This is a genomic window from Acinetobacter sp. ANC 3903 (assembly GCF_002135315.1).
In the GTDB taxonomy this organism is placed as follows: Bacteria; Pseudomonadota; Gammaproteobacteria; order Pseudomonadales; family Moraxellaceae; genus Acinetobacter.
Window position 1 is genome coordinate 123,704 of sequence record NZ_NEGA01000008.1, and the last position, 15,787, is coordinate 139,490.

At 42.2% G+C, this 15,787-nt stretch carries 14 protein-coding genes and 1 riboswitch; of the genes, 4 read left to right on the forward strand and 10 right to left on the reverse strand.

Translation table 11 applies throughout. The features are described from left to right. The first annotated feature begins 302 nt into the window (after nt 1-302). The 3 genes from B9T29_RS08145 (at nt 303) to B9T29_RS08155 (ending at nt 2,675) form a co-directional block, all read left to right on the forward strand. On the forward strand, nt 303-944 hold the full coding sequence (locus B9T29_RS08145) for a peroxiredoxin (RefSeq protein ID WP_086175436.1): 642 nt from the start codon (nt 303-305) through the stop codon (nt 942-944). 337 nt (nt 945-1,281) lie between these two features. Further along, on the forward strand, nt 1,282-2,097 hold the full coding sequence (locus B9T29_RS08150; protein WP_086175437.1) for an MBL fold metallo-hydrolase: 816 nt from the start codon (nt 1,282-1,284) through the stop codon (nt 2,095-2,097). Then, a complete protein-coding gene (locus tag B9T29_RS08155) occupies nt 2,094-2,675 on the forward strand; it encodes a dual specificity protein phosphatase family protein (protein ID WP_086175438.1) in 582 nt (193 codons plus the stop codon). The genes B9T29_RS08150 and B9T29_RS08155 overlap by 4 nt, the downstream gene beginning before the upstream one ends. Before the next feature lie 18 nt (nt 2,676-2,693). Here B9T29_RS08155 and B9T29_RS08160 read toward each other — a convergent pair whose 3' ends face one another. The 5 genes from B9T29_RS08160 to B9T29_RS08180 all read right to left on the reverse strand — a co-directional run bounded on the left by B9T29_RS08160 (nt 2,694) and on the right by B9T29_RS08180 (nt 8,165). After that, on the reverse strand, nt 2,694-3,731 hold the full coding sequence (locus B9T29_RS08160; protein ID WP_213033300.1) for an SPOR domain-containing protein: 1,038 nt from the start codon (nt 3,729-3,731) through the stop codon (nt 2,694-2,696). Then, nucleotides 3,722-5,005: a bifunctional tetrahydrofolate synthase/dihydrofolate synthase gene (folC, locus tag B9T29_RS08165; RefSeq protein WP_086175440.1), complete on the reverse strand. Its 1,284-nt coding sequence runs from the start codon at nt 5,003-5,005 to the stop codon at nt 3,722-3,724. Before folC ends, B9T29_RS08160 begins: the two co-directional genes overlap by 10 nt. Further along, nucleotides 5,002-5,898, reverse strand: coding sequence for an acetyl-CoA carboxylase, carboxyltransferase subunit beta (gene accD, locus B9T29_RS08170; RefSeq protein WP_086175441.1), 897 nt, complete (start codon nt 5,896-5,898; stop codon nt 5,002-5,004). The genes folC and accD overlap by 4 nt, the downstream gene beginning before the upstream one ends. Beyond that, nucleotides 5,895-6,698, reverse strand: a complete 804-nt coding sequence (gene trpA / locus B9T29_RS08175) for a tryptophan synthase subunit alpha (RefSeq protein WP_086175442.1) — start codon at nt 6,696-6,698, stop codon at nt 5,895-5,897. Before trpA ends, accD begins: the two co-directional genes overlap by 4 nt. A 429-nt stretch (nt 6,699-7,127) precedes the next feature. Further along, nucleotides 7,128-8,165 carry an AraC family transcriptional regulator gene (locus B9T29_RS08180; RefSeq protein WP_086175443.1) on the reverse strand — a complete coding sequence of 346 codons (1,038 nt, stop codon included), beginning with the start codon at nt 8,163-8,165 and terminating at the stop codon, nt 7,128-7,130. A gap of 135 nt (nt 8,166-8,300) precedes the next feature. Between B9T29_RS08180 and B9T29_RS08185 the strand changes: the two genes are divergently transcribed. Then, the gene (locus B9T29_RS08185) at nt 8,301-9,179 is read left to right on the forward strand and encodes a metal-dependent hydrolase (protein ID WP_086175444.1); all 879 of its coding nucleotides are present in this window, start codon (nt 8,301-8,303) and stop codon (nt 9,177-9,179) included. A gap of 52 nt (nt 9,180-9,231) precedes the next feature. Here the strand turns inward: B9T29_RS08185 and B9T29_RS08190 are convergent, their stop codons facing one another. The 5 genes from B9T29_RS08190 to B9T29_RS08210 all read right to left on the reverse strand — a co-directional run bounded on the left by B9T29_RS08190 (nt 9,232) and on the right by B9T29_RS08210 (nt 15,224). After that, nucleotides 9,232-10,224: a DUF2804 domain-containing protein gene (locus tag B9T29_RS08190; RefSeq protein ID WP_086175445.1), complete on the reverse strand. Its 993-nt coding sequence runs from the start codon at nt 10,222-10,224 to the stop codon at nt 9,232-9,234. Nucleotides 10,225-10,395: 171 nt separating this feature from the next. Beyond that, entirely contained in the window at nt 10,396-10,914 is a 519-nt protein-coding gene (locus tag B9T29_RS08195) for a DUF1543 domain-containing protein (RefSeq protein WP_086175446.1), read from the reverse strand. 391 nt (nt 10,915-11,305) lie between these two features. After that, complete coding sequence (gene trpB, locus B9T29_RS08200) at nt 11,306-12,550, reverse strand: tryptophan synthase subunit beta (RefSeq protein WP_086175447.1); 1,245 nt, start codon at nt 12,548-12,550, stop codon at nt 11,306-11,308. Next, a complete protein-coding gene (locus B9T29_RS08205) occupies nt 12,531-13,175 on the reverse strand; it encodes a phosphoribosylanthranilate isomerase (RefSeq protein WP_086175448.1) in 645 nt (214 codons plus the stop codon). Before B9T29_RS08205 ends, trpB begins: the two co-directional genes overlap by 20 nt. Before the next feature lie 180 nt (nt 13,176-13,355). Further along, nucleotides 13,356-15,224 (reverse strand): TonB-dependent receptor domain-containing protein, encoded by a 1,869-nt coding sequence (locus B9T29_RS08210; RefSeq protein WP_086175449.1) that lies wholly within the window; start codon nt 15,222-15,224, stop codon nt 13,356-13,358. A gap of 124 nt (nt 15,225-15,348) precedes the next feature. Continuing rightward, a riboswitch (cobalamin riboswitch) is annotated at nt 15,349-15,501 on the reverse strand. Nucleotides 15,502-15,787 lie beyond the last annotated feature (286 nt).

The following is a 15,787-nucleotide window of genomic DNA, read 5'->3' on the forward strand; positions in this document are numbered from 1 at the left end:
ATTTTTTCTCAGTCGTTATTATGGTGCTAGAAATTTGAAGTACAAGGGGTTTGCACAAAACCAATAAAAAAATTCTGCTCACTCGTTCTAGCACGTGACAGCTAAGGACAAACAATGTAACAAATTTTAAACAGCCAATATAGTCATAGAATTCATCATTTATCCGGATTTTGCTCATCCATCTCGGCCTGTATATTCCATTTACTCATAAAGAAATACAAAAACGCTATTTTCATTGCAAAAAAAAATGCGTCATATTAGATCGCATCAACATACATAACAAAGTAAATGAGGCTATAAAAATGACATTACGTTTAGGCGATACCGCACCGAATTTTGAACAGGAATCCAGTGAAGGCTTAATTAATTTCTACGACTTTCTGGGTGACAGCTGGGGAATCCTGTTTTCCCATCCAGCGGACTACACGCCGGTATGTACCACTGAATTGGGCTATACCGCAAAACTAAAAGACGAATTTGCAAAGCGCAATGTTAAAGCCATTGCCCTGTCAGTAGATGATGTCGAATCACACAAGGGCTGGATTAACGACATTAACGAAACCCAAAACACCTCTGTGAATTTTCCGATCATTGCCGATCAAGACCGCAAGGTGTCTACGCTGTACGATTTTATTCACCCGAATGCCAGTGAAACCCTGACCGTTCGCTCTTTAGTGATTATTGATCCAAACAAAAAGGTTCGTTTAATTATTACCTACCCAGCTTCTACAGGCCGTAACTTTCATGAAATTTTACGTGTGGTCGATTCGCTGCAACTGACAGATAACCATAAAGTGGCAACCCCAGCCAACTGGCAACAAGGTGAAGACGTCGTCATTGTTCCATCATTGAAAGATGAGGAAGAAATCAAGCAACGTTTTCCTAAAGGATATAAGGCGGTTACCCCTTATTTACGCTTAACGCCACAGCCTGAGCAAGGATAAGCAGAGCACTGCTCTGCCCTTGCGCAAGACAAGCGAAGCGCGTAGTTTCGGATAAAGAACCGCTGCTTTTATTTTTACGTAAAGTAAGCGCAGCGCGTAGTTTCTTAAAAAGAGTACTACACTATTCTGAAGAATATATGCCACAAGTAGGTGCTAGATTGTATTACAACTATCCTGCAAATACAGGATGACTATGACGAGCCAATCCTGATCTTGTTCAAGCCTGTCTTTATGACAGGCTTTCTTATTTTTCTAAGCAATTGAATTACAAAATCAAGTTGATGTTTGTTTCACAGCCAGTTTATAAATACGCCTAATCATCTTAAGAATAAATATTGTGATCTATAACATTCATCATTTGCACTGCGGCACCATGTGTCCGATTTGCGGCCCTCTGTTTGGGCAAAAAGGTTTACATGCCAAAGTAGTTTGTCATTGCCTACTGCTTGAAACCGATCAAGGTTTAGTACTGGTAGATACCGGTCTGGGTATACAAGATTATCTCCACACCCAAGCCCGCTTAGGTCGTATGGTTTCCAGGCTGGGGCGTATTGAAAAGAATTTAGAGTTGACCGCCATTACCCAAATTCAACGCTTAGGCTTCAATCCTAAAGATGTAAAACATATTCTAATCTCACATCTGGATTTTGATCATGCAGGTGGTATTTCCGATTTCCCACACGCCACCGTACATGTACTTTCCAGTGAATTTAATGCCACTCAAAGTTTTTTCCCCTTAAAAAATAAAGCGCGTTATAAAACCCAGCAATTTAAGCAGCACCGATACTGGAATTTTATAGAACCCAATCAAGGTGAAGCATGGTTTAACCTGCATCAAGTGCAGGGATTTCGCTTATTTCAGGATGAAATTTTAATGATTCCGCTACTAGGCCATAGCCAAGGTCATTGTGGTGTTGCCATTAAACAGCATGATGGTTGGCTATTTTTCTGTGGCGATGCCTACTATTCCCACTTGCAGCTTGATCCTAAAAATCGACTTCCTACTCTGGATAAACTGGAACGTTTTTTTGCCGAAGATAATCACATGCGTGTAGACAACTTGCACAAAATCCAGCAACTTGCACAAAATGAAAAAAATATCGAGATTATTTGTGCCCATGATCCTGTAGAACTGGAGCGTTATCAAACATGATAAAAAGAACTGCTTTCGTCCTTGTCCTGAGTTGCTCAGGCTTAGTGGGATGTATGACATCGCCCCCTGTACCTATGGAACATCGGTCGCAGTATTGGGGCCAAGCCATCAATCCTCAGCATAATTTTTATCAAATCAGTAATGATGTATTTCGCAGTGAACAACCCTCGGCTGAACTGATTCCGCAATTAAAAGCCCATGATATTGATGTGATCATTAATTTAAGATCCAGAAATAAGGATGTCGTGGTCCTGCCATCTACAGATTTTAAATTGGTTCATATACCCATTCACACCTGGGCAATGAGCCGGGAAGATTTATTGCAGGTGATGCAACAGATTCAGCAGGCCAAAGCCGCAAACCAGCGGGTTCTGATTCATTGCTATCATGGCTCAGACCGCACCGGTGCAAGTATTGCCATGTACCGGATTATTTTTGAAAACTGTTCGATTGAGGATGCCATGAATGAAATGAAACATGGCGGTTATGGATTTCATCCGGTCTGGCTAAATATTGAAAAAATATTTAGCCCTGAAAATGTAAAATGGATTCAACAGCAACTGTTGAATCCATCTTAATTTCACTTCAAGCCAGATTTAGCGTTTATCGAGAGGAACCCAGTCAATCACCCATGCCGACTTCATTCCCAGGCTTGCATCACTGGTAATTTTCTTGCGGGCAGCATCAGCAACATCACGGTCTTTAGCCGGTCCAACCATAATTCGAACCCCTTTTGAAGTTGGACTCTTGGTCACCTTATAGCCTTTAGCACGCAGCTTAGAGGCCAGTGCATCGGCATTGGCTTCATTGGCAGCCAAGGCCACTTGTACCATCCACTGTTTATCGCCATGTTCCAACAAGTCACGAGCTTTTTCTGCTTCTGCTTTTTTCTTGGCTTCTGCTTTTTTCTTCGCTTCTGCTTCAAGTTGGGCTTGTTCTTTTTTCTTGGCTTCTAACGCTTTCTTTGCAGCCAACTGTTTTTCATCTTCAGCTGCTTTGCGTTTTAACTCAGCCTCTTGCTTTGCCTTGTCTTCAGCTGCTTTCTTCACTGCTGCCTGTTTTGCAGCCAACTGTTTTTCAGCTTCGAGCTGGGCTTTACGTTTGTCTTCAGTTATTTTTTTATCAGCATCAGTTCGTTGTTGTTGAGCTGTCTGCTGTTGTAACTTTTTTGCAGCGAGCAGCTTTTCATCTTCCAGACGCTTTTGTTTGGCTTTTTCATCTTCCACAAGTTCAGGAGGAATATTGTCCGAACTCTGCTGTGCTCCACTACGACGTGCATTTAAAGCGGCGTATTCTTCAGCTGCTTTACGTGCCGCATCAGCTTCAGCCTGTTGCTGCATCGCCAAAAATTCGGCTGCGCGCGCTTCTTGTTCTGCCACGGCTTTTTCACGTGCCCGGCGTTGTTCTTCAAGTAAACGTTTTTCTGTTTCCACGTCAACCGTTAAAGGTTGCAGCTGAACCACTTCCCCTTCTGCTGCCGGCTTTTTTTGCTCAACTTGAGCGGCTAAATTCGGAGTTCTGAGTTCGTTCTGATATATTTCTTGTTTACCTTTGAGAAGCAATGCTGCCAATAAAACACCACCACCTAATAAAACAACGCCTCCCATCCAGCGTTGGTTGCTATTCATTGACATTCTTCCAAATACTCCCATACCGCTTCTAAGGTATGAAATGAACCACATACCAAGATCAACTGATTATTTTTTGTTTCATTGAGCGCTGATTCAAAAGCCAATTGAACACTATTGAAGTGCTGTACTGTTTCACCCAGTAACGCTTCATCCAGCTGCTCGACTGCGGCTGCTCGTGGAACGGTTAATGGTGCGATTTTCCATGTTAAAACAGTATCTTTCAATAAATCTACGACAGAATTGATATCTTTATCTGCCAACATGGAAAAAACACTGATCACTTCTGTGTACTGTTTATTGTATTCTAAAAATTTTCGCAACTGATTTAACAAAAATTCTACGCCATGGGGATTATGTCCGGCATCAAAAATAACGGTTTTATCTTGAATCTGGCGTATTTCAAAGCGGCCTGGCAATTTTGCATTTTGAATGCCTTGTGCAATGGCAGCTTGAGTCACTTTTAGACCACTGACTAAAATCGCGGCAACGGCGGTAGATATATTTTCCAGTGCCAAAGCACCTAAAGGAAGTTTTAAAGTCGTGCCCGATGAAGCAAACATCCAAGCTTGACCATCATCCGTATATTGATAGAAATAATCACGATTGACTGCAAACAGTTGTGCCTGACATTCATCGGCTTTGTTTTGTATGGCTTGTGGAAGCTCCTGCAAACCAGCAAAAATTACGGGAATATTCGGGCGAATAATCCCGGCTTTTTCAAAGGCAATCTTTTCAATACTATCGCCCAGCCAGTCAGTATGATCCAACCCGATATTGGTAATCACGGCGACATCGGGATCAATCACATTGACCACATCCAGGCGACCACCGAGCCCGACTTCCAGCACCCAGACATCACATTGCTGGGCTTTAAAAATAACAAAAGCCGCCAGTGTGGTAGCTTCAAAGAAGGAAAGCGAGAGATCACAGTCACGACGAGCCTGATCCACCTGCACAAACGCATCCACCAAAGTCTGGTCATCCACTTCAATCCCGGCTAATTTAACCCGCTCATTAAAACGGTAAATATGCGGTGACTGGTACAACCCTACTTTATAGCCTTGCGCATTTAAAATAGCAGCCAAAGTCGTGGTGGTTGAGCCCTTACCATTGGTTCCCGCTACGGTCAGAACTTTTGCCTGCGGACGAATTACCCCTAGCTTTTCAGCAACAGGAATAACCCGTTCCAGACCTAAATCGATACCCGTAACGTGAACATGGCTCCAATAATCGAGCCATGTGTTTAAAGAGTCTGTTGCAAGTGGTGCTGTGTTCAAGACAAATTCATCAGTTTCGCGATAATACGATATACAGTATCACGTAATGCGTGACGGTGAACAATTTGATCGATTACACCATGATCAAGCAAATATTCTGCGCGCTGGAACGGTTCTTCCAGTTTTTCACGTACAGTTTGCTCAATGACACGTTTACCCGCAAAACCAATCATGGCTTTAGGTTCAGCGATATGCACATCACCCAACATTGCCAGTGACGCGGTTACACCACCATAAACTGGATGAGTCAGCACCACCAAATACGGTAAACCGGCATCTTTCATGCGTTGGATTGCAGCTGAAGTACGCGCCATTTGCATCAATGACAACATGCCTTCCTGCATACGTGCACCGCCTGAGGCAGCAAAACAGACTAAAGGCTGTTTCTCTTTAATGGCACGTTCAGCGGCTTGCACGAAACGGTCACCCACCACTGTCCCCATTGAACCGCCCATAAAGTCGAATTCAAATGCACAGGCAATTAAAGGAATATCCTTAAGTAAACCTTGTATCACCACCAAGGCTTCAGTTTCACCGGTTTTCTTTTGCGCTTCAGACATACGGTCTGGGTATGCCTTACTGTCCACGAACTTAAGTGGATCTTTCGCAGTAAACTCTTGACCCAATTCGTTTTGAACCTGATCGAAGAACCAGTTCAGACGGTCGCGTGCTTTCATGCGCAAATGTTCATCGCATTGTGGACAAACATAGGCATTAAATGTCATCGCGGTACGTGTAACCAGTGCGTGACATTCAGGGCACTCAATTGTTGGTTCAGTAAAGGTTGCCTTGAGTGCGGTTTGCTCATCAGGCATGTGAATACCCGGAACATGACGTTCCGTCCACGGAGTCGCTGGGCTAAGAATTTTTCCTGGTTTCACTTCTTGATTCATACTAACTCATCGAGCGCAGCTCGAAGCTCCTTGACTTTATTGACCGTTTCGACAACGGCTTGTTCTGGCGCTAAGTTCGCAAACTGTTTCACAAAAGCACTACCAACAATCACAGCATCAGCAGCTACACCCATGGCTTTTGCCGAGGCAGCATCGCTAATACCAAAACCGACACCCACAGGAACGTCAGTCACAGCTTTAATTTTCTGGATACGGGCTGCCGCTTCAGCAACATCTAAAGTTGCAGCACCTGTTACCCCTTTCAAGGATACATAGTAGATAAAACCACTGGCCTGATTTGCCACATGCTGAATACGCTCATCGGTCGATGTAGGCGCCAGCAAGAAAATTTGATCCATGTCGAATTTTTTCAACACATCATCTAAATCTTTGGCTTCTTCAGGCGGTAAATCCACCAGCAGTACACCATCCACACCACATTCATTCGCATACGATACAAACTTTTCGTAACCGATCACTTCTACCGGGTTTAAATAACCCATCAGCACGACTGGTGTTTCTGTATCTTTTTGGCGGAACTCTTTCACCATGTTCAAAGCGTCCAGGGTATTGGTGCCGCCTGCCAATGCGCGTTCTGCAGCAAGGGCAATCACGGGACCATCTGCCATAGGGTCTGAAAATGGTAGGCCAAGTTCAATCACATCCACCCCAGCCTCAACCATTTGATGTAACAATGGAACGGTTACCTGTGGATGAGGGTCACCAGCCATCACATAAGAAACGAGCGCTTTACGCTGCTGAGATTTAAGCTGTCCAAAACGAGTGGCTAAACGTGACATAGGGTTGTACTTTCCTTGAATTATTAAAAAACTGAGGAGTTGGCTTTGTAGAAATACAAGACAACGCATTGTAACGCTATTTTTTACTCATTGAATAGAGCCTGAGCATTTCGCGCTACATTCGGCTCACCATCTCATTTTTCAGAACAATCCGAGAACACTATTTACTGATATTTACGCTTTTTTCTCAATGATCAAAGATGCCTAATTTTGCTATGTAAACAAATATCCATCATTCAGATAAACTTATTTTTATGTGTAAAAAGTTTATAAAAATAATCAAGTTAGCCTTTATATTTAAAGTTTTATGCAATAGCAAAAGCTGTACTTTACTCAGTAGGTTTTATTTTATAAGACTCTAAAGCCGCAAGCTGAAGTGCATGCTTTGGTGCTTGCATTGAATTAAAAAACAGCCTGAATGAGCCATTTTTATGATTCAGATTGTGCTTTCAGTTGTTGTTTTCGCTCTAATAAGGTTTGACCGCTATAGGCCTTATAAGCACGTGCCAAAGCCGACTGATCTGAATATCCCAGGCGCATGGCAATTTCAGTCAGGCTGCTATTTTGCTGTAACAACTGTTCACAGCGTTTCATTCGTTCCGATTCCAGCACAGCCTTAAATGAACTTTCAAGCTGCTGCAATTGGCGTTGCAGCGTTCGTGTAGAAACATGCAATTCATCTGCAATCTGATCAATTTTTGGGGCTGCTGCGTGCAGTCTTAAATACTCGGCCACAGCAGTATGAATTTGCTGTAATACACTTTCATAATGTGGCTTGAGTGCAATAGCCTCCTCTGCCTGTTTAAGCAATAACTGCATCAGTGACGGATCCGCCAGTACTGACTTCAGGGTTAGGCTATCCACCCCCATGACATAGGCATAACGTGGCTGATCAAACAACACATCACAACCATAAAATTTTTGATAATGATACTGTGCCATTTGCGGTCGATGTGCCATCTGGATATTTAAAAATTGTGGTTGATCGGGAAAGATTTGCTTGGCCAAATGCACCATGGCAGCCATGGTCATTTCATTTAACAAGGCATATTTTTCATCTAAAAACGGCCAGCTCAGCCAGATCTCGTTGCCCTGCTGATGCATCTGCAATGGGGTTGCATCGGCACCATCAATCACCAGACGGCTGAAACGCATTATGTACTGCAATGCTTCAGCCACACTGTTACTTCGGGTGGCCATATAACCGAGTACGCCGAAATGTTCAGGACGAATTCGCTTGGCCATTTCAATAATCAACTGCGGGCAATCCAGCTGCTCACGAGTTAATTGCAAAATGCTGTAAAAAAAAGAAAAGGGCGACTGGGTATCGATCGGTAATTGCAGCACGTGCTCCAGATCATCCCGATAAGGTGCTAAAAATTCAAGCGTGTGAAAGTCAAGTCCCTGGTCTATCAGATACATATTCCAGAGCTGAAAATAACCATTTGGGATGTGTAATTCTTGCATGGCGACTCACTTATAATTTGACATATTATATTTTCACCTTGGCGTAAAATGTATAAAAAATGGCAAGTACTGTCAAAACAAAAATGAAAAAGCACGACATACTGCAATTATCCAAGGCAATTGAAGTAAAACAACATGAATGCCATTGTCCAACCACAGATTACTCCTGTAGTACGTAGCAATCTTGATTTCAAGCTAAATGAAGTGCCGCGCTTCTGGTTTGCAGGTGATCCGTTTATTACCCGCATGTTCGATGCCTTAAGCCTGACTTTTCCTGATGGTGAACGCTATTTCATTCAATCTGTAAGGCTGTTCCGCGACCAGATTACCAATCCGGATTTAAAGCAGCGTGTGGCAGACTTTATCCGTCAGGAAGCACAGCACGGCATAGCGCATGACAAGATGAATCAGGTCATGAAAGAACAAGGTATGCCGGTCGATCAATTTATTCAGCGTTTAAATAAGATTTTTAAATTTGAACTGGAAAAACGCTCACCACAATACAATATTGCCATGACCGCTGCGGCTGAGCATTTGACGGCTCTAATGGCAGAAACCTTTTTTGGCAATAAAGAGACATTACGCGGTGCTCATCCTTATGTGCGGGCACTTTTTGCCTGGCATGCAATTGAAGAAATGGAACACCGTGATGTCGCTTTTGATGTGATGAAACAGGTCGGCAATGTCCCTGAAAGCACACGTAAATTTGTACTGGCATGGACAACCGTATTGATGTTCGGCTTTACTATTTATCGTGCCAATGTGATGTTAAAGCATGATGGCTTTACGCCGTTACAACGCTTGCAAATGAATTTCAAAGGTTTGCCGTGGTTTTTTGGTAAACAAGGCGTACTCACCAGAATGGGCAAGCCATATAGAGACTGGTTTAAAAAGGACTTTCACCCCAGCCAGCATCCGGTAATTGCCCAATATGATGTCTGGGTCAAAACCCTGGAACAAACGGGTGATCCGATTCAAGCCGGCGAAGCCTTCTGGCAGGCGGCACAAGAATAAAAAAAGCCTGCATTTTGCAGGCTTTTTTTATTCTAGGCTTACAATTTGGCACTTACCACTTTGCATAGTGCTGTTCCAGCAAACCGTATTCATTGACCAAGACAATTTCCTGATCATCCTGCTGAATAGTGCCACTGATTTTGGCCTGCCATTGACTAAACTGACTGCCGACCAGTCTTAAATTCAGATTTTCATAACGGCGCCAACCAGTTTTTACATCCAGATTCAGCTTGTTATCCAGTGAGCGAATCTTCCAGTGTCCTTCATCCTGATGCTGAAACAAAACATCGCTTACAGGATATAGCACACCATTGATCCACAAGCAGTTCTCATTGCCAAAACTTTCATTGACTCCAGAAGCCAGATTTAAGCCAATCCGGTTATTGTGTTGATCCCAAAAATTACTCGACAACCAGAACCATGCTGTTTCCGGACGCAGAAAACCGCAGGTATCATCCAGCGATGCAAAAGTTCTTTCATTAAACTGTATGGTTTCACCCTGTTTATTGATAAAAAAACCTTCACATGCCAAGGTGGTTAGCTTCTGGGTATAAGTCCAGCCATTGATCCCGGTCGGGCTACACATGCTGAGCGGGTCGGTACCGGCACAGAAGATTCGTGCACTCAGCCTGATTTCCCCATACTTAGTGACATGGATATAGCGCACGCCATTGGCATGCTGGATATCAATTTGGAAAGGGGAATTAGAAAAAAAGCTCTGGTTATAAAGCGGCTGCTCATCCACCACGGTATTGCGTGATAGCAGGTTAATGGCATTCCACTCTAAAACTTCATGGTTTTGATGATTATAAATATAAAAAAAACCATGCCCTGCCCAAGCAATATCGGCAATGGCCAAACCTATGGTGTAGTGTTGATGCTGAATTGAACAGAATTTAAACTTCTTATATTTTAATCGCTTGCGCCAACCCGTTAAGACATCACCATAAGGTGTCTTGTACTGGTATTGATTCAAATCGATGGTTTTTGGGAGAGAACTAAAACGTCCATAATTTGGTTGTCCATTTGATTGAATCAAATCCATTTATCAAATTCCATCTAGCCAAGAGATAACAATTCCTTAATCTTATTATGCCCATATAAATAGAACTTAAAAGTATCAAAAGCATCTTTTATCTAAAATATACAAAAATGTATAGTATTTAAGAAAGCTTAATATCTAATAAATACAATTTATTAATCAGATAGATATGAATTAGGACTCCGATAACATTAAATAGGTATTTTCCCAGTGGTTAGCGCTGAATTCACCATCAATCAGTTGCACATAACGACCATGCACCTGATCAATCGCAATACAATCATCCACATCTAATAGGCGATCGGTATGCTGTTTTTGCCAATGCCGTGCAAAGTAGGCTTTACCGCGTTGCTTAGCCAGCATGGCATTTTCTGCCACGACCAGAATATAACGGTGTAACTCGCCAAACTCACGGGCATCGTAACCACCCAAGTTAATTAAAAACAGCTTTTGTTCAGATGAATTCGGCTGAGCATTGCTAAAGTGAATTTGATATTGAATACCTTCAAATTCCACGCCATTGATTTGTGCCCAGGCATCGATGTGCAAGCCTTTTTGCTCACCAAACCATGAATTTTTAAGTTGAGGATAGACCTCTTGCAATGAATCACCTACGGCTAACACGACATCATGGACTTCTGTATTGGCACGTGCATGACGACCACCGAGCATGACGATAAATAGGCTGGGCATTGCTTACTCCTTTTAGAATCCTCCCCTAGCCCCTCCTTTTTCTAAGGAGGGGAATTTCTATTTAAAAATAGAAACTCAGGACGGTAAATATTTATCTTCAAGATGATACGCGCTGGCGACAGGGATGTCGCCCGTTAAACTGCGGCACAAGGAAGTGCCGTCAGTTTAACAAAAAGCCTTTGGTTACTTTGGGTTATCCAAAGTAACATTCAGAGCTCATTGTATTTGAGTTGTAAACAGTAAGACTCCGTCAAAATATAGATACATTCATAACCACAAAGTTGAAGTGAATTTAAGCAATAAAAAAATCGTGCTGAGTTTCCTCAACACGATTTTATTCTTTATAAAATCCACCCAACCCTCCTTTAAAAAAGGAGGGCTTCAAGGCAAATTACATCTCAATCATTTCCACGCCATCAATACGCGCAACAGTCATCAAGTCTTTATCACCACGACCTGAAACCGTCGCAATAATGATTTGATCCTTGTCCATCGTTGGAGCAAGTTTAGTGACATAAGCCATTGCATGTGAACTTTCAAGCGCAGGAATAATACCTTCAATTTGGGTTAAATCACGGAAACCTTGCAATGCTTCTGTGTCCTTGATTGGTACATATTCAACACGGTGCATATCTTTCAAGAAACTGTGTTCAGGACCAACACCCGGATAGTCCAGACCGGCAGAAATTGAATGCGTTTCAATAATCTGGCCTTGGTCATCAGACATCAAGTAGGTACGGTTACCGTGTAATACACCCACATGACCCGCATTCAATGGCGCAGAGTGTTTACCTGTTTCAATACCGTAACCTGCGGCTTCGACACCGTACATTTTTACGTCTTGATCATTCAAGAATGGATAGAACAAGCCCATCGCATTTGAACCCCCACCGACACAAGCTACTAAGGCATCAGGTAAACGACCTGCCTGTTCCTGAATTTGACGGCGCGCTTCACGACCAATAATTGACTGGAAGTCACGAACCAATTGCGGGTATGGATGTGGACCTGCAACCGTACCAATCACATAATAGGTTGAATCAACGTTAGTGACCCAGTCACGCATTGCTTCGTTCATAGCATCTTTCAATGTTTTTGAACCGCTTTCGACTGGCACAACAGTTGCACCCAACAGACGCATACGATAGACGTTCATGGCTTGACGTTTCACGTCTTCCGCGCCCATAAACACCACACATTCAAGACCCAGACGTGCTGCGATGGTTGCAGTGGCTACACCGTGCTGACCGGCACCAGTTTCTGCAATAATACGTTTTTTACCAGAAAGTTTTGCAAGCAGTGCCTGACCAATGGTGTTGTTGATTTTATGTGAGCCTGTATGGTTCAAGTCTTCACGTTTTAAATAAATTTGTGCACCACCCAACTCTTTAGACCATCGCTCAGCATAATATAAAGGACTAGGACGACCTACATAGTAGGCTAAATCACGGTCGAATTCTGCCAGAAACTTAGAATCATCCTTCATTCGGAAATAAAGTTTTTCTAAGTCTTCTAATGCTGCCATGAGCGTTTCTGACACAAAACGTCCGCCATGAATACCGAAATGCCCGCGTGCATCGGGAAATTGGGTATAGTCAATTGCCTGACTTTTCTGGCTAGTATTTTGCTGATCCACGATGGACTCCTTGCATAAACTGTTCAATGAGTTGTTGGTCTTTAATACCTTTTGCGGACTCTACGCCTCCGCTGACATCCACTGCATAAGCATTGGTCGTCTTTATAGCGTCTTCAACATTGTCAGGTTTTAAGCCGCCTGCCAAAATTAAAGGAATATCCAGTTTGGGGAACTGTGACCAGTCAAAACTATGCCCTGTTCCACCCTTAAGTTCAGGATGCCAAGCATCCAATAATACTGCGCTTGCCCCTACATTTTGGTAGCTTTTTATAGTATTGATGACATCTAGCTCAGGTTTAACCTGAATGGCTTTATACCAACGGCGTTTGCTTTGTGCTGCAATCTGCTGACATTGCTCTGCAGTTTCATCACCATGAAACTGCAGCATATCCAAGGGTACAACCTCAAGCACTTGAGCAATTTCATCGGCTGTTGCATTCACGAATAAACCCACGATTTGTACATAAGCAGGCACATGCTTTGCTAATTCTTGAGCTTGCTCAATAGTCACACTTCTTGGGCTGGGTGCATAGAATACAAATCCAATCGCATCAGCTCCTGCATTCGCAGCAGAATGTATATCTTCTATTCGTGTGATTCCGCAAATTTTGGCACGGGTTCGCATACAATTCGCTCTAATTTTTTAACCTAAACTTTGCCAATTTATAGACATTCTATAAATATTGGGGCGAATCATTGTAATGCAATTTTGCTGAGTTGCGTGCAAATTCAACAGGCTTTCCACAGAAACCTTATAAAACAAAAAAGCCCTTATTTAAATAAGGGCTTTTTCATCAAATCAATATTACTTCATGGCATAACGAAGTGTTACCCAGGCAGTACGACCATCTTGATTAAATAAGGTACTGTTACTGTAGTTAGTTGAATATTCTTTATCAAACATATTGGCAAGTTTTGCTTGAATAGAAAACTCTGGTGTTGCTTGATAGGTGACACGAGCATCCGCTGTTGCGAAAGAACCTAAATACACGGTGTTTTCAGCATTAGTAAAACGCTTATCCTCTGCGTGTACAGAAGTACCCACAGTCCACTTATCAATCGTATAGTCAGCTGAAACATTAAAAATTTGCTTAGGCTTTAATAAAAGTTGTTTTCCTTTATTCGCTGCTGTCTCATTTTCAGGTTCTTGGTAAGTGTAGTTCACATTCCAAAGAAAATTATTTAACTGTTGGGTTAAAGATAATTCAACCCCTTTGATTTTGGCATCATCTACATTACTTGGAACCCAACGTCCTGATGCATTAGGTGCCCAAACAATCATATTTTCAATTTCATTATAGAAGCCATTTAGCTCCCAATTAATATTTTTGACTTGTCCTTTAAAACCAAGTTCATAGTTGTCTGACTCTTCTGGAACCAAAGTAGGATTTTCACTTCCCGGCCAGTACAAATCATTAAACGTTGGGGCTTTAAATGCTGTGCCATAACTTACATAAGTTTGCACTGCTTCGTTAAAACGATAGCCTAAAGTTGCACTACCCGTTGTGTGGTCACCAAATTGCTCATTGTCATCTTGGCGGATAGCACCCTGTACATCAAATGCGCCAAATGAACCCAAGTATTGAGCAAAATAGCCCTTATTATCACGTTCTTTTACTGCATATGCCTGTGTACCCGAAACTTCATCTTGCAGATAGTCAAATCCTAACATCACGTTATTATTAGGATTGATATGCAAAGTATTTAACCAAGATAAACTATTACGTTGTGTATTAATCACCGATGGATTTGCATCGCGGCTATCCAGTTTATCTTCAGAACGGCCCAATTTGAGTTGCGTAGTCCATAGATCAAAAGGTTTATAAGTGGCACCAACGCTATATACATTTTGTTCAATTTTACTGTGCACATTTTCTGCATCGGTAAATGGACCAAATCCCCAATCATCTTTACTGTCGTATTCATTCGTTGCATCAACACGTAAAATACTGGCATCTACTGCAAATTGGTCATTAAATTTATGTCCCATACGCAATGAAGCTGATTTATTTTCATAACCATCACGGTCTAAATCATTTGCTTCTGTAATATTCGTCGCATCAAAACCTTGGGTTTTCGTTCCAGCAACATTTAATGTTGCCCAAGTATCATTTTGTCGAATATTTAAACCCACATTACCTTGATAGGTTTCATGAGAACCATAAGTCAGTGCTGCAAAGGGTTTTACACCATTTTGTATACCTTTACGGGTATAAATCTGGATTACACCACCAATGGCTTCTGAACCATAAATACTTGAGCGAGGACCACGTACAACTTCAACACGTTCAATCTGATCAATTGGAAAATGTTCGAAAGCAGTTTCACCCAAAGTCGCGGAACCTACTTTTTGGCCATCAACCAAAACCAGAGCATGTCGATTACTTGTGCCCCGAATAGAAATACTGGTTACTTTACCTAAACCGCCAGTATTACTATAGGTTACGCCTGGTATTGTTCTAAGTAAGTCTTGAAGAGAATTAAATTGCTTACGCTCAATTTCTTCACGATCAATCACTGTAACCGCTGCAAGCGTTTTACTATTTTCTTGCTCCACCAAGTTAGCAACAGTATTAATCGTTGGTAGTGAAACTTCTTTCTCCGCAGCCATAGCTAAAGAAAGTGGAGATAAAACAAAGAAAGAACCAAGAATGGTTTTATGGATGAGATGCATGAATCTTTTCCCCACCGCACCGCCCGTGCGAGTTAAATATATGAATAATGCAGAGGCGGATGTGGGGGTAAGCACAGCTTTAATAAGAAAAGCCATGCAATCCCAGTTATAACGCCCACCGCATTAAATTAGGTTTGCAGCAGGCCGGTCTCCGGACTTAAGTTATATGCACATAACTATTCACCGTTGCGGGGGCAGTGTTAGCTTTAAATTCATAAATTTAACTAACTTCCCAGTTTCACTTCTCTATGGAAGCACCTGAAGCGGTCGCAGATTAGTTTCTGAACTGGTCTAAGTCAAGCTGAAATCTGCTTTTAGCAGTCAATCCACGAAATAGGATATTGAATTGTCATTCAATTTCCCTTTATGGATATATTTCGTTCTTTTAACACCTTTTGTCTTTAATCTAAGACCTCTTTATTGTTTAGTGATTTAGCTCTCTTTATACTTCTGAATAGTTGTGACAGTGAGGGAAGTTGAAAAACACGCTGCCCCCGCAACGGTGCTTACACATAGTTTTAATCCCCTGTGTATAACAGTCCGGAACCTTGCTGTTACGTTCT

Bases quoted from the DNA above. Each gene is read 5' to 3' on its own strand.
- accD (WP_086175441.1), bottom strand. From the start codon at position 5,898: ATGAATCAAGAAGTGAAACCAGGAAAAATTCTTAGCCCAGCGACTCCG.
- B9T29_RS08155 (WP_086175438.1), top strand. From the start codon at position 2,094: ATGATAAAAAGAACTGCTTTCGTCCTTGTCCTGAGTTGCTCAGGCTTA.
- B9T29_RS08185 (WP_086175444.1), top strand. From the start codon at position 8,301: ATGAATGCCATTGTCCAACCACAGATTACTCCTGTAGTACGTAGCAAT.
- B9T29_RS08195 (WP_086175446.1), bottom strand. From the start codon at position 10,914: ATGCCCAGCCTATTTATCGTCATGCTCGGTGGTCGTCATGCACGTGCC.
- B9T29_RS08180 (WP_086175443.1), bottom strand. From the start codon at position 8,165: ATGCAAGAATTACACATCCCAAATGGTTATTTTCAGCTCTGGAATATG.
- B9T29_RS08210 (WP_086175449.1), bottom strand. From the start codon at position 15,224: ATGCATCTCATCCATAAAACCATTCTTGGTTCTTTCTTTGTTTTATCT.
- B9T29_RS08205 (WP_086175448.1), bottom strand. From the start codon at position 13,175: ATGCGAACCCGTGCCAAAATTTGCGGAATCACACGAATAGAAGATATA.
- B9T29_RS08190 (WP_086175445.1), bottom strand. From the start codon at position 10,224: ATGGATTTGATTCAATCAAATGGACAACCAAATTATGGACGTTTTAGT.
- B9T29_RS08145 (WP_086175436.1), top strand. From the start codon at position 303: ATGACATTACGTTTAGGCGATACCGCACCGAATTTTGAACAGGAATCC.
- trpA (WP_086175442.1), bottom strand. From the start codon at position 6,698: ATGTCACGTTTAGCCACTCGTTTTGGACAGCTTAAATCTCAGCAGCGT.
- B9T29_RS08160 (WP_213033300.1), bottom strand. From the start codon at position 3,731: ATGTCAATGAATAGCAACCAACGCTGGATGGGAGGCGTTGTTTTATTA.